Raw genomic sequence first — 26,648 nt, forward strand, 5'->3', positions numbered from 1 at the left:
TGGTGCCGACTACCGGAATCGAACTGGTGACCTACTGATTACAAGTCAGTTGCTCTACCTACTGAGCTAAGTCGGCACACTTTATTCTTTGTGCTTTTGTCCGTGTTATAACATTTCGTTAAGACACCAACAAATCAAATTGTGGTGCCCGGAGGCGGAATCGAACCACCGACACGAGGATTTTCAATCCTCTGCTCTACCGACTGAGCTATCCGGGCAACGGAGCGCTATTAAACGGATTTTCCCGCGTTGCGTCAACCACTTTTTTTAAATAATTTCAAAAAAGTGGTTGTTCGAACGCTTTTTATTCAACTGTCACTACAAAGTTTGCTTCGAGTTAAATTCCTTTTTGAAATTTGTAACTTTTTCTAGGTAGCGACGCGCTTCTGCGTTCGGGTGTTTCTTGGTTAACGCCCAATAAACTTGGTTGGGTTGCAATGAATTAAGATCTTGCATTGCGCGTTTGCGATCACTGCGATGAAATGTGTTTAAAACTCCTCCAGTACCGCCATTGTAAGCTGAAATCATGCTGTACTCGAGAGAGGTAGGGTGGCGGACTTCTCTTAAATAACGATTTTTTAAGATATAGAAATACGCAGTACCAGTATCTATGTTGTTTTCTGGATTAAACAAATATTCAGGGCTTGGTTGGCCCGAGCGCTTTTTCACGAGTTTGAACACATCTCGTCCCGCGGTTTTAGGTACAACTTGCATTAGGCCATATGCATTTGCCCAACTTACCGCGTATGGGTTGAAACTGCTCTCGGTTTTAATAATGGCGTATATCAAGTCTTCTGGAATGTCGTATTTCTTGGAAGCTCGACGCACGATATCGGCGTATTGGTAGCTGCGTGTTGAAAAGTGGTCTTCAACCATGGGAATTTCGACATAATACGCTTTCTTGAAATCTACATTTTTGGTTTTTATTTTATTTGCGATGAGGTATTCCGCAAATCGGTTTGCCCGCCAAGACCATAGAATTGGCTTATTGTCTTGGTCGACAACTTGTTTATACAGGAATGGTTGCCCCTCTAACGTGATACCTTTAGAGGAGAATAAGTCGACGTGCGCGGGATCGTCTGGTGTTAATAAGGTGGTGACAATCGCGTCTTTTAGGTGTTTTTGGGGCTCGGTCGGTGATACGGTCTCTATCGTGATCACGCCTTTGCGAAAGTCGACCTCGGCGCGGCTAAGGTAGTTATCGATGTACTTAACGTAATTACTCTTGCCAGCGTACTTGATTTCTTTTTTACCCCAGCGCTTTTGAATATTGCCTGAAAAGCTATTGATTAAGGCATCTAGCGCCGCAGTATCTTTTTCAAATTGTCCTGGTAGCTCAGCTAAGTTATTGGCAAAACGGTTTGTTGGCTCGTAGTTGACGTCATAAATCTTTTCGACGAATTCACGGCTACAGCCTGCCATTAAAAGTGCGGCAGCAATAAAGACAATTTTTTTCATAAGTATCAGAGTTATTGAAGGTAATAGAAAAATGACACCACAAATGGTTGTGATGTCATTGTTTAACTCAAGCGACTTTATTCGCTCGGAGGTGTGTAACCTTCGATATGAACGTCTTTTCCTTCAAAGAGGAAATTTACCATTTCTGTTTCGATCAGTTTGCGGTGTTCTGGATCCATCATGTTGAGTTTCTTCTCGTTGATCAACATGGTTTGTTTGTGTTGCCACTGAGCCCACGCTTCTTTCGAGATGTTGTCGAAAATGCGTTTACCTAGTTCACCAGGGTAAAGTTGAAAGTCTAGACCTTCGCCTTCTTTCTTTAGTCGAGCACAAAATACAGTGCGGCTCATAATGACTCCTTGTATTCAATTAACGAAGTTCGTGGGGTAGCGTTTCCAGCAATAGTTTTACTGGCGCGGCTAAACCGACTTCTTCAGGTTTAGATAAGTTATACCAAAGACCTTTGTTGCCTTCCATTATCACGTCCGGTTGCTTTGATAAATCAATCAAAATTGGCGTGATATCTAGGTGGTAATGGCTGAATGTATGACGAAAGGTAATCAGTGTTTGCTTCTGTTTGATATTGCTGGCTTGAATGCCGCGTTGATCCAGTAGCAATTCAATGTCGCTTTCTGCATCCACATGTTCGGTTTGTGGGAAGCAGAATAAGCCACCCCAAATGCCTGTTTGTGGTCTTTGCTCCAACCACACCTCATGACCATTTTCGGTGTTGTGGTGAAGCATCACGAAACGAGTTTGCTTGATTGGCTTATCTTTCTTCGGTTTTTTGCCCGGGTAGTCGAGCACATTACCTTGTTGTTTTGCCACACACAGGTCAGCAACAGGGCAGAGGCTACATTTGGGTTTGCTGCGAGTGCAGACCATTGCGCCCATGTCCATCATTGCCTGGTTATACTTATCTACATCCGTTTGTGGGGTATGCGTTTCGGCAATTTCCCACAGCTGGTTTTCAACCTTTTTTTGTCCTGGCCATCCTTCGACTGCGAAACAGCGGGATAGGGTGCGCTTCACGTTACCATCAAGAATCGCGTGTGGTTGTTTATACACAGACGATAAAATGGCGGCAGCAGTAGAGCGACCAATCCCCGGTAGGGCGTTCATTTTCTCTATATCAAGAGGAAACTCACCATTGTATGTAGAGGCGACCTCTTGTGCTGCTTTGTGAAGGTTACGGGCTCGGGCGTAATACCCTAAGCCAGTCCAAAGGTGTAGGACTTCATCTTGCTCAGCATTGGCAAGATCGATCACGGTTGGAAAGCGTCCCAAGAAACGTTGGTAATACGGAATAACCGTAGTGACCTGAGTTTGCTGAAGCATAATTTCAGACAACCAGACACTGTATGCGGTCTTATTTTGTTGCCACGGAAGATCTTTTCTTCCATATGCGTCATACCATTCTAGGATGGCACTGGCGAAAGGTGTCACGACTTGCTCTGTATTCTATTATTGGTTAGGTGCAAAATTGCACCACATAATGGGCAAGAAGTACAACGGATAAACAGTAGGGATATAAAGAGGTGTTTCGTTGCTTTTGGGTTGCCATAGACCAAGAGCTCAACAAATACTTGCACCTAAGTAAATTCTTTGGATAATCCCCGCTTTGATTAATCAATGTGCAGGCAAAATCAATGAGTGAAGTAACCACTAACGAATACAACGAAGACGGAAAGCTGATCCGCAAAATCCGCAGCTTTGTACGCCGTGAAGGGCGTTTGACTAAAGGTCAAGAGAGCGCGATGAATGAATGCTGGCCTACGATGGGTATTGACTTCAAAGCTGAACTTCTCGATTGGAAAGAGGTATTTGGCAACGATAACCCAGTAGTGCTTGAGATCGGTTTTGGTATGGGTGCTTCATTGGTTGAAATGGCAAAGAACGCGCCAGAGAAAAACTTCATCGGTATCGAAGTTCATAGCCCAGGCGTTGGTGCTTGTCTTGCCGATGCTCGCGAAGCGGGAATTACTAACCTGCGTGTAATGTGTCACGATGCGGTAGAAGTATTCGAACACATGATCCCAAATGGCAGCTTATCGACACTACAATTGTTCTTCCCAGACCCTTGGCATAAGAAGCGTCACCACAAGCGTCGTATTGTTCAATTAGGTTTTGCGGAAATGGTGCGTGAGAAGCTTATCCCTAATGAAGGTATTTTCCACATGGCGACCGACTGGGAAAACTACGCAGAGCACATGATTGAAGTGATGAACCAAGCGCCAGGTTTCGAAAACATTGCTAAAGATGGTGATTTCGTTCCTCGTCCAGACGATCGCCCGCTAACGAAGTTTGAAGCTCGTGGTCACCGTCTTGGTCACGGTGTTTGGGATATCAAATATAAGCGTATTGCGTAACCAGAGGAGTTCATGGGATGTACCATTACGCGATATTAGCGAATCCGGGTCATAACCGAATTTACTTTGATAGCGCAATGACCATTGCCTGTTCTGAGCTAAAAGCAATTTTAGCTTCACAAGGTGTGGATGTGACAGAAATTGGTAGTAAAGACGTTGGCTTACCTGCTGCGTTGGTGTTTTCTTGTCAGGAAGCGCTAACCGATGAGCAGGCGCGAAGAATCGCAGCCTCTTCGATTTACTATGCGCTATTTGAAGTGCGCGAAGATGGTTTACTTCGACCAGTTCAATCGCCCGTATTTAACACTTTCCCGGAAAGTATGAGTCAGATTTTGCGCTACACCGGGAAAACAAATGAGCAGTTTACCCGTTTGATGGTGAATATCGGCATTAGTGCGTCCAATACGGGAAGTGAACAACTGACCTTAATGGATCCAATGTGTGGTAAAGGTACAACCTTATTTGAAGGCTTGATCCACGGTTTGAACGTGGTAGGGGTTGAGATCAACGCCAAGTGGGTGCAAGAGATCCAGACCTTTATTGTTAAGTTCATGAAGAATGGCCGCTTTAAGCACAAAGTGAGCAAAGAAAAGCGCACTGCGGGTGGCAAGAAAGTGGCGGATGGTTTCGTGGTTGAAGCTGCAGCAAATAAAGAAGATTACAACCAAGGCAATCTTCAGTTTATGAAGCTGTATTCGGCTGATACTCGTATCGCTGATCAAGTCGTGAAAAAGAACTCAGTTGATGTGATGGTGTCTGACTTGCCTTATGGCGTGCAGCACGGCAGCAAAAATGCCAAGGACAGCAAACTGAACCGTAGTCCACTAGAGCTTTTAAAAGAGGCTCTGCCTGCATGGAAAGTGGTATTGAAAAAGCAAGGTTCAGTGGTGTTGTCTTTCAATGAATTCACATTGAAATGGAAAGATGTCGCGGCATTATTTGAAGAGCAAGGTTGGAAGGTACTTTCAGAAGAGCCTTACATCGGTTATCTTCACCGTGTTGATCAATCTATCAACCGCAATATTATTGTGGCAGTAAAACCATAATCGACTTGAGTCGAACGAACCCTATGGAAAAGCCAACGACACGTTGGCTTTTTTTACCTCTGAGCTCAACGAGTTCTCTTGTAAATAGAAGGTAGAGAATGAAACCGACAGTGGAAATTTTGACAGATATTTTGGCGGAAGTACGCCCTTTAATCGGCCAAGGTAAAGTGGCTGATTACATTCCTGCTCTGGCAAAAGTACCCAGCAACAAGTTAGGTATTGCGGTATACACCAACGAAGGTGAGGTTATTAAGGCGGGTGATGCCGATGAACCTTTCTCTATCCAATCTATTTCAAAAGCATTGAGCTTGACGTTAGCGATGTGCTTGTACAAGCAAGAAGAAATTTGGTCTCGAGTGGGAAAAGAGCCTTCGGGGCAGGCATTTAATTCGCTAATCCAGCTAGAAATGGAGCAAGGTATTCCTCGTAATCCATTTATAAATGCTGGAGCGATAGTAGTGGCAGATTTGTTACAAACTCGCTTATCTGCACCTCGTCAGCGCCTGTTGGAATTTGTGCGTCAGCTTTCTGGTGATACCCATATTGTGTATGACAAAGTCGTTGCGGCATCCGAAATGATGCATGGTGATCGTAATGCGGCGATTGCATATCTCATGCGTTCGTTTGGCAACTTCGAAAATGAAGTGATTCCAGTACTACAAAACTACTTCCACGCTTGTGCGCTGAAGATGAGTTGCGTCGATTTGGCTAAAACGTTTAGCTATTTAGCAAACAAGGGCACATCGGTACAAACGGGTAAGCCTGTAGTTTCTCCTGTGCAAACCAAACAACTTAATGCACTGTTAGCAACGTGTGGCTTGTATGATGGCGCGGGCGAGTTTGCTTATCGCGTTGGAATGCCTGGTAAGTCTGGTGTTGGTGGTGGCATTATCGCGGTAGTACCTGGTGAAATGACCATTTCAGTATGGTCTCCAGAGCTTGATCCTTCAGGTAACTCGCTTGCTGGTACTAAGGCGCTTGAGCTGCTCTCAGAGCGAATTGGCCGTTCAATTTTCTAATGTTGGAAATGTGTCAACCTTATTTAGGACGGCACAGTTTCTAAATAAAAAGCCTCTCAATTGAGAGGCTTTTTTTGTTTTGGGGTTGCGTTACTCTTCGCTTTCTTCGGCCATAAAGGCTTCGAGCAAATCATTAAGGAAGAGCTTCCCTTTTTCAGTAATTTGCCAGTGGGTAGGCGTTTCACTCAGGTAGCCCATTTCTATCGCCCAGCTGATGGTTTCTTGAATCGTACTAAGCGGTAAGCCCGTGGTGTCCACGTAATCTTGCTTCGGACAGGCTTCGATTAAGCGGAATCGGTTCATAAAGAACTCGAATGGACGATCTTCATCCGCGACGACATGTTCTGTATGCAGATAAGGTTTGACCATATTTTGATAAGCCGCTAAATAGCCTCGCGGGTGTTTTACCTTTGTCGTTCGAATAATACGTCCGTCGGTAAAACTGAGTTTGCCATGAGAGCCACAACCGATACCAAGGTAATCACCAAAGCGCCAGTAGTTGAGGTTGTGCTGACACTGATAGCCCGGCTTGCTGTAACCGGAGATTTCATATTGCACATAACCCGCGGCTGCAAGTTTTTGGTGTCCGAGCTCGAAAATATCCCACAAGTCATCATCGTCAGGTAGCGTTGGTGGCTTGTAGTAAAACATGGTGTTTGGTTCGATGGTCAACTGATACCAAGACAAGTGCGGCGGTGCCAACTCAATCGCTTTGTCCAAATCTGCCAAGGCTTGTTCGATGCTTTGATCAGGTAAGCCGTGCATGAGATCGAGGTTAAAGCTGTTCAAACCGATTTGGTGCGCCAGCTTAGCAGCATTGACGGCTTCGTCTTGGCCGTGAATGCGCCCCAAACGCTCAAGCTTCTGCTGCTCAAAGCTTTGTACGCCGATAGAGATACGCGTTACACCAGCTTTGCGGTAGCCAACAAAACGCTCTGCTTCGATGGTGCCTGGATTCGCTTCCATGGTGATTTCGATTTCAGGCTTGAACGGAATACGCGCTTCAATGCCCTTAAGTAGACGCTCGATGCCTTCTGCCGAAATCAAACTCGGCGTACCACCACCAATGAAGATTGAATGCAGTGGGCGTGGCGCTTCGTTAAGGCGGTATTTCTCAATGTCGGTATCCAAATCTTCTAAAAGGGCACTGATGTACTCTTCTTCTGGAATCTCGGTTTTGAGCGCGTGAGAGTTAAAGTCGCAATACGGGCACTTTTGCACACACCACGGGATGTGTACATACAAGCTGAGTGCTGGGGGCGTTAACATGGTCTAATTCGCTCGTGATTACTGAGACACTTGCTCAGACAGTTGAGCAAACAACGACTTGAGCGCTTTACCGCGGTGAGACAGTTGTTTCTTACGTGCAGGTTCAAGTTCGGCTGACGCACAGTTATCTTCAGGAACAAAGAAGATTGGGTCGTAGCCAAAGCCATTTTCACCGTGTGCTTCAGTTAGAATTCGGCCTTCCCATTTACCGTGACAGACGATAGGCGTTGGGTCGTTCTCGTGACGCATGAGGACTAATACGCAGTGGAAACGTGCTGTACGCTCTGCTTCTGGTACGCCTTCCATTGCCGCTAGCAATTTTTCTAGATTCTCTTGATCAGATGCGCTCTCGCCTGCGTAACGTGCAGAGTAAATGCCCGGAGCGCCTTTTAAGAAATCGACTTCTAATCCAGAGTCGTCTGCAATGGCAGGAAGCCCTGTTTCTTGTGCGGCATGGCGAGCTTTAATGATTGCGTTTTCAATGAAAGTTGTACCCGTTTCAGCTACTTCCGATACATTGAATTCACTTTGCGCTAATACTTCAAAGCCGAAGTCAGACAACAAATCTGCCATTTCACGAACTTTGCCTTGGTTACCAGTTGCTAGCACAATTTTTTTCATGGGAATCTCTTTTAATAGTGATAGAGGAGAACAAATCGTTCTCCTCTAGATATTCTTTAACTAATAAGTGGTTTTTAGCCTGCTTAGATCCAAAAGCTTTTGGAACATCACAACCCAATTACTCTTCAACATAAAACTTCTGGGTGAATTTAAGCTTACCTGAGCCTTTGTTTCCAGCTTTTACGTCAATATCGAAAGTAAAAGTTTCTTCGTGGGTAATTGGCAGTTCGGCTAAATAGTATATCGCATTGCCTTCTTTGACTTCACGAAAGGTCAAGGTCTGAGTTTGGCCGATAAGGTTCTTCGCGCGTCCAGCAATTTTTGCTTCTAATGCTGGCTTACCCAATGAAGCTCTATCTAACACGCTAATATTAACCACAGCGAGGTATCCATTACGTTTGATATCGTAGCTACGTGCGACTTTGGGTGTTAGGAATGTTGAGTTAAACGCGACATAGTGTACTTCGATATCTTTCATATTTTTAAACTGATCGGCGAAGCTTGGTAACGACAACAGGCTAATCAGTAATGCGGTAATCCATTTGCTCATTGTTACTTCCTCAAAGCACTTGTTATAAAACAACCATAGCTGCAATTTTACCTTGGTCAGGGGGTAAAAAATGCGTACTCAGTCGTTGGTATTAGTAAGTGTGGTACAAAATCGTAAATAAAAAGCCATCATATGATGGCTTTAATTTCTATCGGTATCTGGGTAGGCGATTCTATCCGAATTTGTTTGTGCCGTCCTAATTCACCTTTTTCTATGTGAACCAAGCCCTTAGCGATTTTAAACTGCTTGGCTAAGAACTTAGTTAGGTGTGCATTAGCTTTGCCATCGACAGGTGGAGCAGTAATGGCGATTTTTAGCTCTTCACCATGCAAGCCAACGATTTTATCGCGGCTAGCTTTAGGTTGAATATAGAGCTTCAGGATGATGTCCTCACCATCTTGCCAAACTGCAGCTGACATTATAGCTGGAACCAAATTGGACCAATGATATCGCCCATTAAGAAGTTCGCGAACTGCAAGCCGATAAATAACACCAGTACGCTTAAATCAAGACCACCAATAGCCGGAAGAATACGACGGATTGGAGCGCACATTGGCTCGGTCAGTTGATGGAATACGTACTCGATAGGGCTGCGGCCTTGGCTTACCCAGCTCAAAATTGCACGGATCAATAGTACCCAGAACAATAGGCCACCTGCGGCTTTGATTAATGATAATAAGCCCAAGAATAAGAAGTCAGCGCTGAAAGAGACGGAACCGTTCGAAGCTATTAGGATAAGCACGACAAATTTAAGCACACACAACACGTAGGCAAACAACACGGTTGCTAGGTCAATATTCCCCACGGAAGGGATAACGCGGCGCAATGGACCAATGACCGGCTGAGTCGCTTTTACTATGAATTGCGAGAATGGGTTGTAGAAGTCTGCGCGCGCAGCTTGCAACCAAATTCGCAAAATTACGACCATGATGTACAGGTCAAATAGGGTTGAGATGAGAAAACTCATTGAATTCATAAGGTACCCTTAACAAGTGATGGATGATACTAAACGGAGTTCATCCAAATAATTAAAACAGTTTTTCCATTTCTTCCGCGCGAGCCACAGCAGCTTGCATGGCTTTAGCGACAATATCTGAAAGTTGATGTTCGTTGAATGTACGCAGTGCTTCTGCCGTTGTCCCACCTTTCGATGTCACGTTCTCACGCAGGGTCGATAGCTCAGTTTCTGGGTTGCTAACCACCATACTGGCCGCGCCCAATGCAGCTTGTTGAACCAATAGTCGAGCAGTCTCTTTATCAAAGCCTTGCGCAATCGCTTCTGCTTGCATCGCTTCCATAAACAGGAAGAAGTATGCTGGAGCACTGCCCGCTGCGGCAATCACATTATTGATGCCAGACTCTTGCTCAACCCAACATACTTTACCGACCGCTTCCATTAACTCTGCGGCAAAAGCTTTGTCGTGCTCGGTTACATGAGTTGGTGCGAATAACCCACTCATACCCAACCCAAGTTGTGATGGCGTATTTGGCATAACACGAACCAAGTTCAATTTGGTGGCTAGCATATCATCCAATCGTGAACAGTTGATGCCTGCGGCAATAGAAATCACCAGTTTATTAGTGAAATCGATCGATTGCAGTGGTTTACAGACATCAGCCATCATTTGCGGTTTTACAGACAATACCACCACATCCGCCTCGGTCGCAGCTTGGATGTTATCGCTGGTGGTACGGATGCCAAAATCTTGTTCTAGCAGAAGGCGGCGAGCCTCTGAAGGAGCCGTCGCGGTAATGTTTTGCGCTGGGTATCCGTTAGCAACCAAGCCTGAAACAATGGCTCTCACCATGTTGCCAGCACCAATGAAGGCGATTTTTTTATGTTCCATTTGTCTGATTTCCATCATGATATTTAGAATTTGTTGTGCGCCCAGGTGTATAATGGCGCCGCTGTTACTTACTGCTCCTATTGGCGAGTAAGATGATTGCGCATTTACGCTCTAACGATTGACGACATAACTTATGTCGCGAGTGAGCGTTTTGTTGATTTAGCTGTAGTCTCGTGCGCCGAAAATAGCGGTTCCAATACGAACCATTGTACTACCAGCTTCGATTGCAGCGGTCATATCACCACTCATTCCCATTGATAATGTATCGATTTCTGGGAACTGTGCTTTGAGTGTTTGCTTCAACGTAGCCAACTTCTGAAATTCACGGAGTTGTGATTCGTAGTCAGACACGTTGGCAGGAATCGACATCAACCCTCTTAAAGTGAGGTTGGGTAGGCGAGAAATCAACTCCGCCAGCTCGAATACTTCCGCTTCAGTGACACCAGACTTAGATGCCTCACCACTGGTGTTAACCTGAATCAGAACTTGTAGCGGTTTAAGTTCGCTTGGACGCTGATCATTCAGGCGTTGAGCAATCTTGGTTCGATCGATGGTGTGAACCCAATCGAAATGTTCGGCAACAAGTCGCGATTTATTCGACTGAATCGGGCCAATGAAGTGCCATTCGATTCGATTATCTGGATAATGCTCGGCAAAGTGCTGAACTTTACTGACGCCCTCTTGGACGTAGTTTTCACCAAAGGCGGTTTGTCCCGCTTGGTAGGCTTCGAGAATTGCCTCGACAGGTTTAGTTTTGCTTACCGCTAGAAGTTGCACTGACTCTGGAGTTCGACCACATTTTTGCTCGTCATATCGAATTTGAGAGGTGATATGTTCAATATTTTGTTGAATACTACTCATAGCTGTACTTTAGACTTAAGGATTTTAAATGGATATCACTGAGTTACTGGATTTTAGTGTAAAACATAATGCCTCGGATCTACATCTTTCTGCAGGTGTCCCACCAATGGTTCGTATTGATGGGGATGTAAGAAAACTAGGCATTCCAGCGTTTACACACCAAGAAGTGCATCGTTTGGTTTTCGAAATCATGAACGATGCCCAGCGCAGTGAGTTCGAAGAAAAACTCGAAGTCGATTTCTCTTTTGAGTTGCATAACGTTGGCCGTTTCCGTGTCAACGCTTTCAACCAATCTCGCGGTTGTGCGGCAGTATTCCGTACCATTCCAAGTAGCATTCCAACTCTGGAAGAGCTAGAAGCGCCAGAGATCTTCAAAAAAATTGCGAACGCTGAAAAAGGCTTAGTTCTGGTCACTGGCCCAACAGGTTCAGGTAAATCGACGACCTTAGCAGCCATTGTTGACTACATTAACCGTAATCACAACAAGCACGTACTCACAATTGAAGATCCGATTGAATTTGTTCACAACAACAATAAATGTTTGATTAACCAGCGTGAAGTTCACCGTGACACCCATAGTTTCCAAAACGCACTGCGCAGCGCATTGCGCGAAGACCCAGACGTTATTCTGGTTGGTGAGATGCGTGACAAAGAAACCATCAGCCTTGCCTTAACGGCGGCAGAAACGGGTCACTTAGTTTTCGGGACGTTGCACACCAGCTCGGCGGCAAAAACCATTGACCGTATTATCGATGTGTTTCCTGGTAGTGATAAAGATATGGTTCGCTCGATGCTATCTGAGTCCCTTCGTTCGGTTATCGCGCAAAAGCTTCTGAAGCGTAATGGTGGTGGCCGTATTGCATGCCATGAAATTATGATGGCAACGCCTGCGATTCGTAACTTGATCCGCGAAGACAAAGTCGCGCAGATGTATTCGATCATTCAAACAGGTGCGGCTCACGGCATGCAAACCATGGAGCAAAATGCTCGTCAGTTAATGGCGCAAGGCATGGTTGCTCGTGAAGAGGTCGATAGTAAGATCGGATTAGAAGTGCAGCAATTCTCGTAACGTTCATACAGATAATGGTGAATACGGAAGATGGATCTAGATAAATTTCTCGAAGGCATGCTGGCGCTGAAAGCGTCGGATCTTTACATCACGGTTGGAGCGCCAATTCTATTTCGTGTGGATGGCGAATTGCGTCCGCAAGGGGAAAAACTCACCGAGAGTGATGTGGCTGCATTACTCGATAGCGCTATGGAACCAGATCGGCGTCAGGAATTTCGTAAAAGTCGCGAGTCGAATTTTGCCATTGTGAGAGATTGTGGTCGCTTCCGTGTGAGTGCCTTTTTTCAACGCGAGTTACCAGGCGCAGTGATTCGTCGTATTGAAACTAATATTCCTACTTTTGAGCAGTTAAAGTTACCGTTAGTGTTGCAAGATTTGGCGATAGCTAAGCGTGGTTTGGTGCTGGTGGTCGGTGCTACTGGATCGGGTAAATCGACCACCATGGCGGCGATGACAGGCTATCGAAACAGCAATAAAACCGGGCACATTTTGACGGTCGAAGATCCGATCGAATTCGTGCATGAACACAAGCGCTGTATCGTGACTCAACGCGAAGTTGGGTTAGATACGGAAAGCTATGAAGTTGCGCTTAAAAACTCGCTGCGCCAAGCACCAGATATGATTTTGATTGGTGAGATCCGTAGCCGTGAAACAATGGAATACGCGATGACCTTCGCCGAAACGGGTCACCTGTGTATGGCAACGTTGCACGCCAATAATGCCAACCAAGCTTTAGAGCGCATTCTTCACTTGGTACCGAAAGATCAAAAAGAACAATTCTTGTTCGATTTGTCGATGAACCTAAAAGGCGTGGTTGGTCAGCAGTTGATCCGAGATAAAAATGGGCAGGGACGTCATGGTGTATTTGAGATCTTGCTAAATAGCCCACGTGTGTCGGATTTGATTCGTCGCGGAGATTTACATGAGTTGAAGTCAACCATGGCTCGCTCAAATGAGTTTGGTATGCTGACGTTCGATCAATCTCTCTATAAGTTAGTGATGCAAGGTAAGATCAGCGAAGAGGATGCACTACATAGTGCCGACTCGGCAAATGATCTGCGCTTGATGTTGAAAACGCAGCGTGGTGAAGCATTCTCTACGGGCAGTTTAGCGAACGTTAAGATCGATATGGATTAATCCAATCCAGAAACAAAAAAGGTTGGCAGGAGCCAACCTTTTTTCATTGTGCTTGAAGTGTTTACTCATCCCAAAGGGCTTCAAACCAGCTTTCTAGAATCACCACTGCTGACTGGCAGTCAACATTACCTTTCGATAGGGCTTTATAGCCGCCCATGCTGAACAACTCCGCACGAGCTTCTGCAGTAGATAAACGCTCATCATGCAGTTCAACAGGCAATCCGTATCGGCCTTGCAGACGCTTAGCAAATTTTCGTGCACGAGGGGTTATGGCCTCAAGGTCTTTACCATGCAGATCGGTCGGTAAACCGACCACTAGCAAATCTGGTTGCCACTCTTTGATTTGCTTTTCGATATCGTCCCAGTTTGGAATACCGTCATTGGCTTTAAAGGCTTTTAATGGGGAAGCTGTACCAGTAATTTCTTGGCCAATAGCGCTACCAATGCTTTTGGTTCCAAAGTCAAAAGCCATAATTGTGCGTGACATAAGGTGTCTCTATCTAATGTAACTGTATATTTGGACTAAGCATGTCCAGAGTCTGCTGAAAGGTGACTTGGGTCGATGCCCAGCTTTTCGACCGCTTTCTTCCAACGCTCGTTGATTGGTGTATTAAAGATAATTTCAGGCGTCGCTTCAATGGTGAGCCAAGAGTTTTCGACCAGCTCACTTTCTAATTGGCCTGCACTCCAACCGGAGTAGCCAAGTGCCACTAAGTAATCACTTGGTTCTGCTTCTGTTCCTAACACCGACAGAATATCACGCGAAGTGGTTACCGCGAGGTCATCGGTCATTTGGACGCTGGACTCGTAGTAATCTTTGGGTTTATGCAAAATAAAGCCACGATCTTCCGAGATTGGGCCGCCATTGTAAACTGGTCTATCTAGACTGGCTTCAAATAGGCGCGGGTGTACTGGCTGAACTTCCACCTGCTTGAGCATGTTGCCGACGGTGATATCAACAGGAGCATTGATCATCAGCCCCATAGCGCCGTCTTCGTTGTGCTCACAAACGTAGATCACGCTGTTTTGAAAGTACGGATCTTTCATCCCAGGCATGGCAACCAAAAAGTGATTTGTGAGATTCATACTCATATTGACCCTTAACTCTCGTAAATGCCCTTAAGCTAACATCATACAATTTACATCTAGGTATGTGCATGAGTTTGCTTAAGTTAATGTACTACGCTCTCTATTAACTGTAATACAGTTTGAGTTATTCGCCTTTTACTCGACGCTCAATCGCATCCATCAGCTTGCCTGTGATTGAGATATCAAAAGCTGCTTCAATTTCGCGAATACAGGTTGGGCTGGTGACGTTGATTTCTGTTAGCTTGTCGCCAATTACGTCAAGGCCAACAAAGATAAGGCCTTTTTCTTTCAGTGTCGGAGCAACGGTTTGCGCAATTTTGAGGTCGGTTTCGCTTAGCGGACGAGCTTCACCAGTACCACCAGCGGCTAGGTTGCCGCGCGTTTCGCCTTTAGCAGGAATGCGTGCTAGACAGTAAGGCATAGGTTCGCCATCTACCACTAGGATACGTTTGTCACCGTTGCTGATGTCTGGCACGAAGGTTTGTGCCATTGCGTAGTTTTGACCGTGGTTAGTCAATGTCTCGATGATCACAGAGACGTTTGGATCGTTTTCTTTCACACGGAAGATGGACGCGCCACCCATACCATCAAGCGGTTTCAGGATGACATCACCATGTTTTTCACGAAATTCTTTAATTTTTTCTGCTTTTCGCGTCACGATCGTTGTAGGTGTCAGCTCTGGGAACCATGCTGTAAACAGCTTTTCGTTACAATCACGTAAGCTTTGAGGCTTGTTAACGATCAGTGCACCTTGTTCTTCTGCACGCTCAAGGATGTAAGTCGCGTAGATGTATTCAGTATCAAACGGAGGATCTTTACGCATTAGCACAGCGTCTAGCTCAGACAGTTCAATAGTTTGCTCTGATTTGAACTCGTACCAACCGTTTGGATCTTCTTTTAGTTCCACCACTTTAGTATCTGCAATGGCAACGCCTTGATCGAGGTGCAGATCATTCATTTCCATGTAGTGGATTTCATAGCCGCGTCGTTGCGCTTCAAGCATCATGGCAAAGCTAGAGTCTTTTTTGATGTTAATGGACGAGATTGGGTCCATTACGATACCGAGTTTGATCATTATTTTTCTCCGTTTAACCAAGATCGCCGAAACGAACTTGTAAGGCTGTAATTGCTGTCAGAGCCGCTGTTTCGGTACGCAGAACGCGAGGGCCGAGTAGCGTTTCTTCAAATTGGTATTCTCGAGTCATCTCGATTTCTTCAGACGATAAACCGCCTTCAGGACCGATCAGTAGGCGCACTTTTTCAACCGGGGTTGGCAAAGTGTTGATTGAGTATTTAGCACGAGGGTGAAGGTTAAGCTTTAAACCATCGTACTCTTCTTTACACCACTCTTCCAAGCTCATAATTGGACGAATTTCGGGCACGACATTACGCCCACATTGCTCACAGGCACTGATGGCGATTTTCTGCCATTGCGCGAGTTTTTTCTCAAAACGCTTTTGGTCAAGCTTGACACCACAACGTTCAGAAATCAGAGGAGTGATGGTATTGACGCCAAGTTCAACAGACTTTTGGATGGTGAACTCCATCTTATCGCCACGTGAAATGACTTGACCAAGGTGCAGATCTAAAGGGGATTCAATACTGTTTTCTACGCGCTCGGTGATGTTAACCAAAACTGATTTCTTGCTGACTTCACTGATAACCGCTGGGAACTCTGCGCCACTGCCGTCAAAAAGGAGAACGTCTTGGCCTTCTTTCATGCGCAAAACACGACCGATATGGCCTGCTGCGTCGTCACTTAAAGCAAGTGAGCCAAGTTGATGAATGGTTTCTGGATGATAAATTCGAGGGGTACGCATGAGATTTCCAGCAAGAGAATAAACTTAAACCCTAACATGGATGCTTTGCACCGAAAAAACAAGGGGCAAGAAGCGTTTCAATATCAGTAATTGAAACGCTTCGAGGTCGGAGGTTACAGTGCGCGGCAGGCTTCTTGAACAAATGGGTTGTGATTGCCCTGTACTTTTGCAATGCGCTCGTCACGCTCACATTCCCATTTATCGACAGGATAGGTTTTGTTCCAAGCACTCATTAATTGCGTTTGCTGCTTCGACAGTTTGAAACCGTACTCTTTGCTCATGTATAGATAGGTGCGAGCAATTGAGCCACGCGCACGGTCTGGTGGCATGACTTTACGCTGCTTAAAGTTCACTTGCATCTCACAGCGACCATAACTCACGCCATCCATACCGTTCCATTGGCTGAAGTTGTAGTTCGAACGGTCACCGTTTACTTCACCAATAGCAGGAGTTAGGTTGTGTAAGTCTGCTTCCATCAAACGAAAAGTTTTGTCTTTTTTCTTACAGTTTTTACGTCCGCCATCTTGCCAGCATTGACGCTGGTGGCCAAATTGCCACGCAGGAACAACGTGCTCCCATTCGATTCGTGCAGCCCGTTTTTCTTGTTTACGGACTTGGTAACCGCAAGAGGCTAAATCGGGTAAGCCTTTCTTGCCTTGCCATTGAATGTTACAGCCACAGTAGAAGCTTGTTGGGTGGTCTTGATAAATTTTGACCGCCTCACGTTTGGCTGCAGAGAATGAGCTCGGTGGCGCGGCAATCGCAGTGCTAGAAAGCGCGATAAGCAACAGAGAGAGTAAGTATTTCATGATAAAAGTCTTTATAAAGTATGACTTTATTCATGATAACACGCATAAAATAGCTTTAGTGATGAGTAAGTTAACAATAGTTGGCGAAGGGAAGGTTTTGATCAACTCGATCTTTATTTTGGGAACGCAAGTAACACTATGAGGTAAGGGCTACGATAATTGAATACCGGTGAAGTTAAGTGGTTGGCGGCATTTTTGACAAGAGTACGTCGCCTCTTTGCGCAGCACTTTATTATGACGGCGAATCGATAGAGGGTAGGTCATACAACCACAACGATACTCAAAGGTTTTACCTTGAACGGATTTTACTTCAAAGCTGTGAGTGGTTTTGGCTGGTACGTTAAATACGGCTTCCATGACGCCTTTCCATTCTTTACCGTGAGGCCTAACTCGCCCGTAAACCTGATAAGTAATCAGGTGTGCTACTTCATGAGGAATGACTTCATCTAAGAATGCTTGGGTGTTTTCGCGAAATAAAACAGGGTTTAGGCGTACTTGATTTAATTGAAGGTAGGCTTTTCCTGCCGCTTTCCCACGGACGTCGAAGGTGATTGTTGGAATCGGGAAAGAACGTTTGAAAGCTTGTTCCGCCATCGCGATACAGCCCGCCATCACTTGCTTGGCTTTATAGCTGAGTTCTATATCCACAATTCACCTCGATAAATCAAATAAAAAAGCCCCCGCATTTGCGAGGGCCAGATCATAGCATCAGTTAATTATGGTGTGTGTTTTTTCTTGATGGTGGCATGGTAAGCGTGCCATGTACCGTAGCCTAGAATTGGCATGGTAAACAACATTCCGATCCCGTAGGTCGCAAAGCCGATAAGAATACCGCCACAGATGATCGCTGCCCAAACAATCATTGCTGGAATGTTGGATTTCACGGCATTAAAGCTGGTAAATACAGCGGTCATCATGTCTACGCGACGCTCCATCATGAGCGGAATAGAAAAGGCTGAAATACTAAACACCACACAAGCCAAAACAAAGCCAACTAAAGAGCCGATGACAAGGAAGGGTAGAAACTCACTTAAAGGTGCCCCTTGAACAGAAGGGTAGAGCGCATGAAGTAGAGCGGCAATGCGCATCCAAAATATCATACACACTGCGAGTAACACGGCGAACGCCCATTGAGATGTTGAGTTACGACCGATCGCTTTCATTGAATGGAACAAGCTTGCTTTGTGTCCGCGCTCTCTCTCCCAACTGGCATCATACAAGCCGAGCGCGAGAAACGGACCGATTAACATGTAAACAATCAAACTGGGCATGACGACCAAGTGTGTGCCTTGCCACTGTACGAGCAAAACAATGCCTATGGCTGCTGCCATAAAACAGATGCCATAGAAAGCACTAATAAGCGGCATTCGCACGAAATCATGCAGACCTAATGCGAGCCAATGAAAAGGTGCAGAAAGATTGACCGTATTGCACGGTATGGTTCTGGCGTATTCATTGTCTGGCACTTCCTTTCGCTTGTTGTGGAAGTCCGATGGATTAACAGTTCGAGGCATAACTCCTCCTTGATTTATTCCCACATTATCCGCTTATACCAACTGACAGCGGTTTTTGTTCAGTCAAACTTGAAGCGACTTTTTCAAGTTTACATCTGAGCATTGGCTTAGTTTGGTATCGGCCATAAAGATGCCTGACTCATGTCTTTACTTAAGTGTGCTTCCACAGTCGCCAGCATCCGACGTCTCTATTTAAATTGGAGTTAACAATATTTTAACTATTGGCGGAGATGGGATAATTTACAAATAATTGCTTAAAATTTATTCGGTATAAAAAATGAGGGAGAAACAGGACTGCTTTGTGGGTCAGGGCGGTATGAGCCGAAATGGCTGGATAAAAGTTGCTGAAAATAAAAAGCCCCCGCCATAGGCGAGGGCTTGATTGATTCTTGCTTGGCTTGATTATTTGATGCCAGCGAAATCGCGTAGAAGTGCAGCTTTGTCTGTCGCTTCCCACGGGAATTCTTCACGACCGAAGTGACCGTATGCCGCTGTCTTCTTGTAGATAGGTTGAAGAAGGTTAAGCATTTCTTGTAGACCGTATGGACGTAGGTCGAAGAATTGACGAACCGCTTCAATGATGATGTCGTGAGGTACTTTCTCAGTACCGAACGTTTCCACCATGATAGACGTTGGATCAGCAACACCGATTGCGTAAGAAAGTTGGATCTCACAACGGTCAGCCATGCCTGCCGCTACGATGTTTTTCGCTACGTAGCGTGCTGCGTATGCTGCACTACGGTCAACTTTTGATGGATCTTTACCAGAAAACGCACCGCCACCGTGACGAGCTGCGCCGCCGTAGGTATCTACGATGATCTTACGACCAGTTAGACCACAGTCACCCATAGGACCACCGATTACGAAGCGACCGGTTGGGTTAATGAAGAAGTTTGTTTCTTTGTTGATCCACTCAGAAGGTAGCACTGGCTTAATGATCTCTTCCATTACCGCTTCACGCAGGTCTGAAGTTGAGATTGAATCACAGTGTTGAGTTGAAAGAACAACCGCGTCGATACCAACGATGTTACCTTGATCGTATTGGAATGTTACCTGAGATTTTGCATCAGGACGCAACCAAGGTAGTGTGCCGTTTTTACGAACTTCTGCTTGCTTTTGAACAAGACGGTGAGAGTAAGTAATTGGCGCTGGCATTAGTACTTCAGTTTCGTTACAAGCGTAACCAAACATGATGCCTTGGTCGCCTGCACCTTGTTCTTTAGGGTCAGCTTTATCAACACCTTGGTTGATATCTGGCGACTGTTTACCGATTGTGTTTAGTACCGCACAAGAATCTGCGTCAAAGCCCATATCTGAATGTACGTAGCCGATTTCACGAACGGTTTCACGAGTTAACTCTTCGATGTCTACCCATGCTGAAGTCGTGATTTCACCACCCACCATTACCATACCGGTTTTAACGTAAGTCTCACATGCAACACGAGCCTTTGGATCTTGCTCTAGAATCGCGTCAAGAACCGCATCAGAAATCTGGTCTGCAATTTTATCTGGATGACCTTCTGATACTGACTCAGAAGTAAACAGGTGCTTAGCCATGTTAGCTCCACTATATCTGGTTTAAAACTGGGGAATGATAAACTCTCCAGCGCAAATTAATACTAATTTTTGTAGGTGTATCTACATCTAGACGTCTATTCTAAATTTGATTGCTCGAATTACAAGCTCTTTTTTGGTTTTTGTTATAACCAAACGTTTGCCTGATTTATTGATAATTTTAAGAACTTCGAACGATTTGGCGCGAAAGGTGCAATATTTGTGAGGTTTTGGATTGGAAAACGTTTGCACACCCAACAGGGCTTTGAGAGAATTATGACCTACTTTTCGTTTCGCTTAATGTACTCAGGAGCAGACATGTCGTCTCGTAAACATCTTGCCAATGCAATTCGTGCTCTAAGCATGGATGGTGTTCAACAAGCTAACTCAGGCCACCCAGGCGCACCAATGGGTATGGCTGATATCGCTGAAGTTCTTTGGCGCTCTCATCTAAACCATAACCCTTCAAACCCAGAGTGGGCCGACCGCGATCGCTTTGTGCTGTCAAACGGTCATGGGTCAATGCTTATTTACTCTCTACTGCACTTAAGCGGTTACGAGCTATCTATTGACGATCTGAAAAACTTCCGTCAATTGCACTCAAAAACCCCAGGTCACCCAGAGTACGGCTACGCGCCTGGTATCGAGACAACAACGGGTCCTCTAGGTCAAGGCATCACTAACGCTGTTGGTATGGCGATCGCAGAGAAAGCACTAGCGGCACAGTTCAACAAAGAAGGTCACGATATCGTTGACCACTTTACGTATGTGTTCATGGGTGACGGCTGTCTAATGGAAGGCATCTCGCATGAAGCATGCTCTCTTGCAGGTACTCTTGGTCTAGGCAAGCTGATTGCATTCTGGGATGACAACGGCATCTCTATCGACGGTCACGTTGAAGGTTGGTTCTCTGACGATACACCTAAGCGTTTTGAAGCGTATGGCTGGCATGTAATCCCAGCAGTCGATGGTCACGACTCAGACGCGATCAACGCAGCAATTGAAGCAGCAAAAGCGGACCCACGTCCTACGCTTATCTGTACCAAAACAATTATCGGTTTCGGTTCTCCTAACAAGTCTGGTTCGCACGACTGTCACGGTGCACCACTAGGTCACGATGAAATCCAAGCGGCTCGCGAATACCTAGGTTGGGAGTACGGCCCATTTGAGATCCCGGCAGATGTTTACGCTGAGTGGGATGCAAAAGAAGCGGGCGCCGCGAAAGAAGCAGCTTGGAATGAAAAATTCGAAGCATACGCTGCAGCTTACCCTGCTGAAGCGGCAGAGCTTAAACGACGTCTAAACGGCGAACTTCCTGCACAGTGGGAAGAAAAAGCGAACCAAATCATTGCCGATCTTCAAGCAAACCCAGCGAACATTGCATCACGTAAAGCATCGCAAAATGCACTAGAAGCGTTTGGTCAAATGCTTCCTGAGTTTATGGGTGGTTCTGCTGACCTAGCGCCTTCTAACCTGACCATGTGGTCTGGTTCTAAGTCTCTAGAAACGGAGGACTTCTCTGGCAACTACATCCACTACGGTGTACGCGAATTCGGTATGACTGCTATCATCAACGGTATCGCATTGCACGGTGGTTTCGTTCCTTACGGCGCAACATTCCTAATGTTCATGGAATACGCTCGTAACGCAATGCGTATGGCTGCGCTGATGAAAATTCAGAACATCCAAGTTTACACGCATGATTCGATCGGTCTTGGCGAAGATGGCCCAACTCACCAACCTGTTGAGCAAATGGCGTCTCTACGTGTAACTCCAAACATGAGCACATGGCGCCCATGTGACCAAGTTGAGTCTGCAGTTGCATGGAAACTAGCGATTGAACGTAAAGATGCACCAACTGCACTTATCTTCTCTCGTCAAAACCTAGCGCAACAAGAGCGTACTGCTGAACAAGTCGCAGACATCGCGAAAGGTGCTTACATCCTGAAAGATAGCGAAGGTAAGCCTGAGCTAATCCTTATCGCAACAGGTTCTGAGGTTGAGCTTGCAGTGAAAGCCGCTGAGCAACTAACTTCAGAAGGCAAGAAAGTACGCGTTGTTTCAATGCCATCAACAGATACGTTCGACAAACAAGACGCCGCTTACCGTGAAGCTGTACTGCCATCAGACGTAACGGCACGTATCGCTATTGAAGCGGGCATTGCTGATTTCTGGTACAAGTACGTTGGCTTCGACGGTCGCATCATCGGTATGACAACATTCGGTGAATCTGCACCTGCTGGTCAGCTATTCGAGATGTTTGGCTTCACGACTGAAAACGTAGTGAACACAGCAAAAGAATTGCTAGCGTAATTGTAGGACCGTCTAAACAGTCGAACGTAAACGACGATTGTTAAACGCTAAAGTTAGAAAGGCCATCATTATGATGGCCTTTTTATTTTTGTCAGGTTTTCCAACCTTGTGGAATGCTTTGGTGAATGCAGTCTAAAAGTACGGATAAGCGCAGTGGTGGTCGTCCTGCTGGTGTATAGCAGTTAATAGAAATAGGCTCAGAAAGCCAACCTTCTAAGCAAGGTGTGATTCGCCCTGGGTGATGTTTCTCATAGCCGCATGCTGTCCAAGTCGGCAGCAGTCCAATACCATGACCATTCGCGATACTGTCTATTTGCATTGCTATGTTGTCGCTGTATAAGCGACTAACAAAGGGTTCTAAAAAGAATTCACCGTGTTGAGGGTGTGCTAGCATCAATCCATTTTCTTGCACTGAACCAAAATCGATCCATGGATGAGCTTCAAGTTCTTTGGGGTGCGGTATAGGCCCATGTTGTTTTAGATAATTTGGAGAGGCAAAAGGCGTATAGCGAAATACCCCCAGCACTTCTTTTCGCCAGTCTAGCTCTTTACGTTCACCGAGCCAGATGAACAAATCTGGGTCATGATGCGCCTCAGAAAAGTCACTGGTAAGTTGAACTCTAACATCGGGATTATCAGCAAGAAAACGATTGAGTACGCCGCCGAGCCAGCTTCTAACTAAGGCAGTGTGACAAACAATATGCAGTGGCCCTGAAACTTGGTTCGTTAAACCTTGAAGTGCATCATAACTCTCTTCACTTAACTCAAGAATCTGGCGGCTGTAGTGGGCAAAGATCTCTCCAGCTCTTGTCAGAACTAATCGATTACCTTGTCTGGCGGTTAGAGCCTGACCGAAGTCTTCTTCTAATTGTGCCAAGCGACGACTTAGCGTTGATTTTGGCTGATTAAGGGCTTTAGCAGCGGCTGTCAAACTTTTATGCTGATTGAGCGCATCAAAGGCTCTAATTGATGCTAAGTCGTGCATATTTCTTTTACTCCTTACTGCGTTATGTACGAGTTCCATAAATGGAAAGAACCGTTCCATAACTCTCACTATGCATCTCATTCTATTTGTGAATAATTCACTTTCGAAAATAATAATCATTATCAATTATGGAGATGTAGATGTCTACTCTTAGACTGCCAGTTATTACCGCAACTGGTATTTTAGCCTTCGTCAGTGTCCCTCATGTTTTTGCCAATGATGCAGTTTCTAAAATGGAAACAGTGGTTGTAACTGCATCAAGCTACGAGCAATCTCAAGCGGACGCGCCTGCAAGTATTAGTGTTATTTCACGTGAGGAGTTGGACTCCCGTTATTACCGCGATGTGACTGATGCACTAAAAAGTGTGCCAGGTGTTGTCGTGACAGGTGGTGGTGATACCACCGACATTAGTATCCGTGGTATGGGTTCTAAATACACTTTGATACTGGTCGACGGTAAACGTCAAAGCACGCGTGAAACTCGTCCAAATAGTGACGGTCCTGGTATCGAACAAGGTTGGTTACCTCCTCTTCAAGCGATTGAGCGAATCGAAGTTATTCGTGGCCCAATGTCGACGCTTTACGGTTCTGATGCGATTGGTGGTGTGATTAACGTCATCACACGAAAAGATGCGCTAGAGTGGACAGGTAATGTTCAACTGGGCACGGTACTACAAGAGAATAGCCGCTCAGGGGGAGAGCAGAGCGCGAACTTTTTCGTTAATGGTCCGTTGGCTGAAAATTTATCTCTCCAAGTATATGGTCAGTACACAACCAGAGAAGAAGATGACATCGAATACGGTTATGAAGATAAAGATATGCAGAGTATCTCTTCAAAACTGACTTACCAGATTAATGAGCGCCATTCGGTGCAATTAGAAGGTGGCACGTCGGCACAAAGTCGTCGTGGCAATGTGGGCCTTTCAGTGCCGACCACAGGGTGTCGTGGTGGGTGTGAAGATTCACTGAATGAATATCGTCGTAATTACGTAACGGTAAGCCACAACGGTGATTGGGATTCGGTCGGAATTTCAGATACTTACTTACAGCGAGAAGAGAGCGAGAACAAATCTCGTGAGATGACGATCACCAACACCACGTTCAAATCGAGCTTGGTGACTGGTATTGGAAACCATACGTTGACGACGGGTGTGGACGCTACTCATGCAGAGCTTGAGGATTTCACCTCCAACAAAGCGTCATCGAAGACTGAAACATCGAATACGCAGTGGGCTGTTTTCATTGAAGATGAATGGAGAATTGCTGATCCGTTTAGCGTTACGCTTGGCGGCCGTCTAGATCATGACGAAAACTATGGCGCGCATTTTAGTCCGCGTGTTTACGGTGTATGGCGAGTTGATCCGTCTTGGACGGTGAAAGGCGGTGTGGCAACAGGTTTCCGTTCTCCACAATTACGTGAAATTACTCCTGGCTGGGCGCAAGTCAGTGGTGGCGGTAATATCTACGGTAACCCAGATCTTGACCCTGAAACGTCGCTAAACAAAGAAATCAGCGTCTTGTATCAAGGTGATTCTGGCTTAGATGTCTCTTTGACAGCGTTCCATAACGAATTCAAAGACAAGATCACACGTGTTGTTTGTCCAGACACTATCTGTACTGATGGTCCAAACCAATGGGGCGCAGATCCAACGTACCGTATTAACGTGGATGAAGCCGTCACACAAGGTATTGAAGCGACCTTAGCATCGCCGTTAACGGAAACCATTTACCTTAGCTCGAGCTACACATTTACCGACTCAGAGCAAAAAACAGGTGAATACAAAGGCATGCCGCTGCAGCAGTTACCAAAGCATCTGTTTAATGTGGATGTGACTTGGCAAACGACAACAGATCTAGAGAGCTGGGCGAAAGTCACGTACCGAGGTAAAGAAATGGATCCGGTTACTGGCCCATCAAGAAACAGTATTGTAGAACCAGCTTATACCTTTGTGGACGCCGGTGTGACATACCAGTTAACCGACAATACTCGTATTAAAGGCGCTATCTATAACTTGCTGGACGAGGAAATCAGTTACGAAGAATATGGATATATTGAAGATGGTCGTCGCTACTGGTTAGGTTTAGACGTCGCATTTTAATTATCTATCGTTGTAATAAGGTCGAGCATAGTCTCGACCTTTTTTAATCCTGCTTTACTTTGATTCAACAGGTGCGTTTGTCAGCCTGATCAGGTAGTATCTGTGACACGAAATTTTTGGTAGGGCGAAGGATAAATGCTAAAGGTTGCGATCAATGGATTTGGACGTATAGGTCGTAATGTTCTGCGAGCGGTGTATGAAAGCGGAAAACACCAGCAGATCAAGGTTGTGGCGGTAAACGAACTAGCACAGCCAGAGGCGATGGCACACCTACTGCAATATGACACCAGTCATGGTCGCTTTGGTAAAAAAATTTCCCATGACCAAGAACATTTGCATGTTCATCATGACAGCGGTGAATATGATTCCATTCGCATTCTCCATCTCTCCGAAATCGAATTACTTCCTTGGCGTGATTTAGAAGTTGATATCGTCTTGGATTGCACTGGCGTATTTGGTTCGCAAGCGGATGGGCAAGCGCATATAGAAGCTGGCGCGAAGAAAGTACTGTTTTCGCACCCGGGTGCAAACGACCTAGATAATACGATTATCTATGGCGTGAACCACGAAACTCTGAAAGACGAGCACCGTGTTGTCTCCAATGGCTCTTGCACCACCAACTGTATCGTTCCCATCATTAAAGTATTAGACGAAGCCTTCGGCATAGAGTCTGGCACCATTACGACAATTCATTCGTCCATGAACGATCAACAAGTAATCGATGCGTATCATAACGACTTACGCCGTACCCGCGCTGCAAGCCAATCTATTATTCCGGTGGACACTAAGTTGCATAAGGGGATTGAAAGAATCTTCCCGAAATTTTCCAACAAATTCGAAGCAATTTCTGTTCGTGTTCCAACGGTTAACGTCACTGCAATGGATTTAAGTGTCACAATTAGTACAAATGTGAAAGTTAATGACGTAAATCAAACCATTGTTAACGCATCTCAGTGTACATTACGTAACATTGTTGACTATACTGAATCGCCACTCGTTTCCATCGACTTTAACCACGACCCCCATAGTGCGATTGTGGATGGAAGCCAGACTAGAGTGAGTAACGGGCAACTCGTAAAAATGCTCGTTTGGTGCGACAACGAATGGGGCTTTGCTAACCGGATGCTGGATACTGCCTTAGCAATGCAAGCTTCTTCGCAAGTGGAACAGTAATGACGAAGAAGTGATGGAGAATTTTTATTTCAAGCCTTGAAATAAA

Annotated in this window: 27 protein-coding genes and 2 tRNA genes; 8 read left to right on the forward strand and 21 right to left on the reverse strand. The window is 45.5% G+C overall.

Going from position 1 to position 26,648, the window contains the following annotated elements; all coding sequences use genetic code 11:
• From R7Q48_RS12400 to mutY, 5 genes are all read right to left on the reverse strand, one after another.
• Window positions 1–76, reverse strand: a tRNA-Thr gene (locus R7Q48_RS12400).
• A 66-nt stretch (window positions 77–142) separates the two neighbouring features.
• Window positions 143–218: transfer RNA gene (locus R7Q48_RS12405), tRNA-Phe, on the reverse strand.
• A gap of 100 nt (window positions 219–318) precedes the next feature.
• Window positions 319–1,458: a membrane-bound lytic murein transglycosylase MltC gene (mltC, locus tag R7Q48_RS12410; RefSeq protein WP_256902991.1), complete on the reverse strand. Its 1,140-nt coding sequence runs from the start codon at window positions 1,456–1,458 to the stop codon at window positions 319–321.
• Between the two features lie 77 nt (window positions 1,459–1,535).
• Window positions 1,536–1,808: an oxidative damage protection protein gene (locus R7Q48_RS12415; RefSeq protein ID WP_005381002.1), complete on the reverse strand. Its 273-nt coding sequence runs from the start codon at window positions 1,806–1,808 to the stop codon at window positions 1,536–1,538.
• A 19-nt stretch (window positions 1,809–1,827) separates the two neighbouring features.
• Window positions 1,828–2,904, reverse strand: coding sequence for an A/G-specific adenine glycosylase (mutY, locus tag R7Q48_RS12420; RefSeq protein ID WP_318132318.1), 1,077 nt, complete (start codon window positions 2,902–2,904; stop codon window positions 1,828–1,830).
• A 203-nt stretch (window positions 2,905–3,107) separates the two neighbouring features.
• Here mutY and trmB point away from each other — a divergent pair, with 203 nt between their 5' ends.
• From trmB to glsB, 3 genes are all read left to right on the forward strand, one after another.
• Window positions 3,108–3,827 (forward strand): tRNA (guanosine(46)-N7)-methyltransferase TrmB, encoded by a 720-nt coding sequence (trmB, locus tag R7Q48_RS12425; RefSeq protein ID WP_005384506.1) that lies wholly within the window; start codon window positions 3,108–3,110, stop codon window positions 3,825–3,827.
• A gap of 17 nt (window positions 3,828–3,844) precedes the next feature.
• Window positions 3,845–4,873, forward strand: a complete 1,029-nt coding sequence (locus R7Q48_RS12430; RefSeq protein ID WP_053304146.1) for a TRM11 family SAM-dependent methyltransferase — start codon at window positions 3,845–3,847, stop codon at window positions 4,871–4,873.
• Window positions 4,874–4,971: 98 nt separating this feature from the next.
• Window positions 4,972–5,892, forward strand: coding sequence for a glutaminase B (glsB, locus tag R7Q48_RS12435; protein WP_005381007.1), 921 nt, complete (start codon window positions 4,972–4,974; stop codon window positions 5,890–5,892).
• A gap of 90 nt (window positions 5,893–5,982) precedes the next feature.
• Here the strand turns inward: glsB and hemW are convergent, their stop codons facing one another.
• From hemW to R7Q48_RS12470, 7 genes are all read right to left on the reverse strand, one after another.
• Window positions 5,983–7,161, reverse strand: a complete 1,179-nt coding sequence (hemW, locus tag R7Q48_RS12440; RefSeq protein WP_017635577.1) for a radical SAM family heme chaperone HemW — start codon at window positions 7,159–7,161, stop codon at window positions 5,983–5,985.
• A gap of 18 nt (window positions 7,162–7,179) precedes the next feature.
• On the reverse strand, window positions 7,180–7,782 hold the full coding sequence (locus R7Q48_RS12445) for an XTP/dITP diphosphatase (protein ID WP_005381009.1): 603 nt from the start codon (window positions 7,780–7,782) through the stop codon (window positions 7,180–7,182).
• Between the two features lie 118 nt (window positions 7,783–7,900).
• The gene (locus R7Q48_RS12450; protein WP_005381010.1) at window positions 7,901–8,332 is read right to left on the reverse strand and encodes a DUF4426 domain-containing protein; all 432 of its coding nucleotides are present in this window, start codon (window positions 8,330–8,332) and stop codon (window positions 7,901–7,903) included.
• 128 nt (window positions 8,333–8,460) lie between these two features.
• Window positions 8,461–8,751, reverse strand: coding sequence for a DUF167 family protein YggU (gene yggU / locus R7Q48_RS12455; RefSeq protein ID WP_054577162.1), 291 nt, complete (start codon window positions 8,749–8,751; stop codon window positions 8,461–8,463).
• On the reverse strand, window positions 8,751–9,308 hold the full coding sequence (locus tag R7Q48_RS12460; protein ID WP_005381012.1) for a YggT family protein: 558 nt from the start codon (window positions 9,306–9,308) through the stop codon (window positions 8,751–8,753). Before R7Q48_RS12460 ends, yggU begins: the two co-directional genes overlap by 1 nt.
• A gap of 52 nt (window positions 9,309–9,360) precedes the next feature.
• On the reverse strand, window positions 9,361–10,179 hold the full coding sequence (proC, locus tag R7Q48_RS12465; RefSeq protein ID WP_005381013.1) for a pyrroline-5-carboxylate reductase: 819 nt from the start codon (window positions 10,177–10,179) through the stop codon (window positions 9,361–9,363).
• Window positions 10,180–10,338: 159 nt separating this feature from the next.
• Entirely contained in the window at window positions 10,339–11,040 is a 702-nt protein-coding gene (locus tag R7Q48_RS12470) for a YggS family pyridoxal phosphate-dependent enzyme (RefSeq protein ID WP_154205023.1), read from the reverse strand.
• 28 nt (window positions 11,041–11,068) lie between these two features.
• Between R7Q48_RS12470 and R7Q48_RS12475 the strand changes: the two genes are divergently transcribed.
• Complete coding sequence (locus tag R7Q48_RS12475; RefSeq protein WP_005381015.1) at window positions 11,069–12,109, forward strand: type IV pilus twitching motility protein PilT; 1,041 nt, start codon at window positions 11,069–11,071, stop codon at window positions 12,107–12,109.
• 30 nt (window positions 12,110–12,139) lie between these two features.
• On the forward strand, window positions 12,140–13,246 hold the full coding sequence (locus R7Q48_RS12480; protein ID WP_005381016.1) for a PilT/PilU family type 4a pilus ATPase: 1,107 nt from the start codon (window positions 12,140–12,142) through the stop codon (window positions 13,244–13,246).
• Between the two features lie 61 nt (window positions 13,247–13,307).
• On the opposite strand, the gene ruvX is transcribed toward R7Q48_RS12480, so the two are convergent.
• The 8 genes from ruvX to metK all read right to left on the reverse strand — a co-directional run bounded on the left by ruvX (window position 13,308) and on the right by metK (window position 20,035).
• On the reverse strand, window positions 13,308–13,733 hold the full coding sequence (gene ruvX, locus R7Q48_RS12485; RefSeq protein ID WP_213912217.1) for a Holliday junction resolvase RuvX: 426 nt from the start codon (window positions 13,731–13,733) through the stop codon (window positions 13,308–13,310).
• 35 nt (window positions 13,734–13,768) lie between these two features.
• Window positions 13,769–14,332, reverse strand: a complete 564-nt coding sequence (locus R7Q48_RS12490) for a YqgE/AlgH family protein (RefSeq protein WP_005381020.1) — start codon at window positions 14,330–14,332, stop codon at window positions 13,769–13,771.
• A 127-nt stretch (window positions 14,333–14,459) separates the two neighbouring features.
• Entirely contained in the window at window positions 14,460–15,410 is a 951-nt protein-coding gene (gshB, locus tag R7Q48_RS12495; RefSeq protein ID WP_005381021.1) for a glutathione synthase, read from the reverse strand.
• Window positions 15,411–15,423: 13 nt separating this feature from the next.
• Complete coding sequence (gene rsmE, locus R7Q48_RS12500) at window positions 15,424–16,155, reverse strand: 16S rRNA (uracil(1498)-N(3))-methyltransferase (RefSeq protein ID WP_025768830.1); 732 nt, start codon at window positions 16,153–16,155, stop codon at window positions 15,424–15,426.
• Between the two features lie 113 nt (window positions 16,156–16,268).
• Entirely contained in the window at window positions 16,269–16,964 is a 696-nt protein-coding gene (gene endA, locus R7Q48_RS12505; protein WP_053306786.1) for a deoxyribonuclease I, read from the reverse strand.
• Between the two features lie 150 nt (window positions 16,965–17,114).
• Window positions 17,115–17,612, reverse strand: a complete 498-nt coding sequence (locus R7Q48_RS12510; protein WP_005381025.1) for a SprT family zinc-dependent metalloprotease — start codon at window positions 17,610–17,612, stop codon at window positions 17,115–17,117.
• A gap of 68 nt (window positions 17,613–17,680) precedes the next feature.
• Window positions 17,681–18,478: a DUF2189 domain-containing protein gene (locus R7Q48_RS12515; RefSeq protein WP_005381026.1), complete on the reverse strand. Its 798-nt coding sequence runs from the start codon at window positions 18,476–18,478 to the stop codon at window positions 17,681–17,683.
• 402 nt (window positions 18,479–18,880) lie between these two features.
• The gene (metK, locus tag R7Q48_RS12520; RefSeq protein ID WP_005384541.1) at window positions 18,881–20,035 is read right to left on the reverse strand and encodes a methionine adenosyltransferase; all 1,155 of its coding nucleotides are present in this window, start codon (window positions 20,033–20,035) and stop codon (window positions 18,881–18,883) included.
• Between the two features lie 315 nt (window positions 20,036–20,350).
• Between metK and tkt the strand changes: the two genes are divergently transcribed.
• Complete coding sequence (gene tkt / locus R7Q48_RS12525; protein WP_033907453.1) at window positions 20,351–22,345, forward strand: transketolase; 1,995 nt, start codon at window positions 20,351–20,353, stop codon at window positions 22,343–22,345.
• A gap of 91 nt (window positions 22,346–22,436) precedes the next feature.
• Here the strand turns inward: tkt and R7Q48_RS12530 are convergent, their stop codons facing one another.
• Window positions 22,437–23,330, reverse strand: a complete 894-nt coding sequence (locus R7Q48_RS12530) for a LysR family transcriptional regulator (RefSeq protein ID WP_017633561.1) — start codon at window positions 23,328–23,330, stop codon at window positions 22,437–22,439.
• A 140-nt stretch (window positions 23,331–23,470) separates the two neighbouring features.
• On the opposite strand from R7Q48_RS12530, the gene R7Q48_RS12535 reads away from it, so the two are divergent.
• Window positions 23,471–25,429 carry a ligand-gated channel protein gene (locus R7Q48_RS12535; RefSeq protein ID WP_065274858.1) on the forward strand — a complete coding sequence of 653 codons (1,959 nt, stop codon included), beginning with the start codon at window positions 23,471–23,473 and terminating at the stop codon, window positions 25,427–25,429.
• Between the two features lie 135 nt (window positions 25,430–25,564).
• Complete coding sequence (gene epd / locus R7Q48_RS12540) at window positions 25,565–26,602, forward strand: erythrose-4-phosphate dehydrogenase (protein ID WP_005384545.1); 1,038 nt, start codon at window positions 25,565–25,567, stop codon at window positions 26,600–26,602.
• Window positions 26,603–26,648: the final 46 nt, after the last annotated feature.

The sequence above is a fragment of the Vibrio sp. 378 genome, assembly GCF_033339435.1.

Excerpts from the sequence above, each read along its gene's own strand:
- R7Q48_RS12430 (WP_053304146.1), top strand. The coding sequence starts at position 3,845 with ATGTACCATTACGCGATATTAGCGAATCCGGGTCATAACCGAATTTAC.
- R7Q48_RS12530 (WP_017633561.1), bottom strand. The coding sequence starts at position 23,330 with ATGCACGACTTAGCATCAATTAGAGCCTTTGATGCGCTCAATCAGCAT.
- hemW (WP_017635577.1), bottom strand. The coding sequence starts at position 7,161 with ATGTTAACGCCCCCAGCACTCAGCTTGTATGTACACATCCCGTGGTGT.
- R7Q48_RS12515 (WP_005381026.1), bottom strand. The coding sequence starts at position 18,478 with ATGCCTCGAACTGTTAATCCATCGGACTTCCACAACAAGCGAAAGGAA.
- rsmE (WP_025768830.1), bottom strand. The coding sequence starts at position 16,155 with ATGCGTACCCCTCGAATTTATCATCCAGAAACCATTCATCAACTTGGC.
- R7Q48_RS12480 (WP_005381016.1), top strand. The coding sequence starts at position 12,140 with ATGGATCTAGATAAATTTCTCGAAGGCATGCTGGCGCTGAAAGCGTCG.
- R7Q48_RS12460 (WP_005381012.1), bottom strand. The coding sequence starts at position 9,308 with ATGAATTCAATGAGTTTTCTCATCTCAACCCTATTTGACCTGTACATC.
- R7Q48_RS12445 (WP_005381009.1), bottom strand. The coding sequence starts at position 7,782 with ATGAAAAAAATTGTGCTAGCAACTGGTAACCAAGGCAAAGTTCGTGAA.
- tkt (WP_033907453.1), top strand. The coding sequence starts at position 20,351 with ATGTCGTCTCGTAAACATCTTGCCAATGCAATTCGTGCTCTAAGCATG.
- R7Q48_RS12415 (WP_005381002.1), bottom strand. The coding sequence starts at position 1,808 with ATGAGCCGCACTGTATTTTGTGCTCGACTAAAGAAAGAAGGCGAAGGT.
- mltC (WP_256902991.1), bottom strand. The coding sequence starts at position 1,458 with ATGAAAAAAATTGTCTTTATTGCTGCCGCACTTTTAATGGCAGGCTGT.
- ruvX (WP_213912217.1), bottom strand. The coding sequence starts at position 13,733 with ATGTCACGCACAATTATGGCTTTTGACTTTGGAACCAAAAGCATTGGT.
- yggU (WP_054577162.1), bottom strand. The coding sequence starts at position 8,751 with ATGTCAGCTGCAGTTTGGCAAGATGGTGAGGACATCATCCTGAAGCTC.
- R7Q48_RS12470 (WP_154205023.1), bottom strand. The coding sequence starts at position 11,040 with ATGAGTAGTATTCAACAAAATATTGAACATATCACCTCTCAAATTCGA.
- glsB (WP_005381007.1), top strand. The coding sequence starts at position 4,972 with ATGAAACCGACAGTGGAAATTTTGACAGATATTTTGGCGGAAGTACGC.
- metK (WP_005384541.1), bottom strand. The coding sequence starts at position 20,035 with ATGGCTAAGCACCTGTTTACTTCTGAGTCAGTATCAGAAGGTCATCCA.
- trmB (WP_005384506.1), top strand. The coding sequence starts at position 3,108 with ATGAGTGAAGTAACCACTAACGAATACAACGAAGACGGAAAGCTGATC.
- proC (WP_005381013.1), bottom strand. The coding sequence starts at position 10,179 with ATGGAACATAAAAAAATCGCCTTCATTGGTGCTGGCAACATGGTGAGA.
- epd (WP_005384545.1), top strand. The coding sequence starts at position 25,565 with ATGCTAAAGGTTGCGATCAATGGATTTGGACGTATAGGTCGTAATGTT.
- R7Q48_RS12475 (WP_005381015.1), top strand. The coding sequence starts at position 11,069 with ATGGATATCACTGAGTTACTGGATTTTAGTGTAAAACATAATGCCTCG.
- gshB (WP_005381021.1), bottom strand. The coding sequence starts at position 15,410 with ATGATCAAACTCGGTATCGTAATGGACCCAATCTCGTCCATTAACATC.
- R7Q48_RS12535 (WP_065274858.1), top strand. The coding sequence starts at position 23,471 with ATGTCTACTCTTAGACTGCCAGTTATTACCGCAACTGGTATTTTAGCC.
- R7Q48_RS12450 (WP_005381010.1), bottom strand. The coding sequence starts at position 8,332 with ATGAGCAAATGGATTACCGCATTACTGATTAGCCTGTTGTCGTTACCA.
- R7Q48_RS12490 (WP_005381020.1), bottom strand. The coding sequence starts at position 14,332 with ATGAATCTCACAAATCACTTTTTGGTTGCCATGCCTGGGATGAAAGAT.
- endA (WP_053306786.1), bottom strand. The coding sequence starts at position 16,964 with ATGAAATACTTACTCTCTCTGTTGCTTATCGCGCTTTCTAGCACTGCG.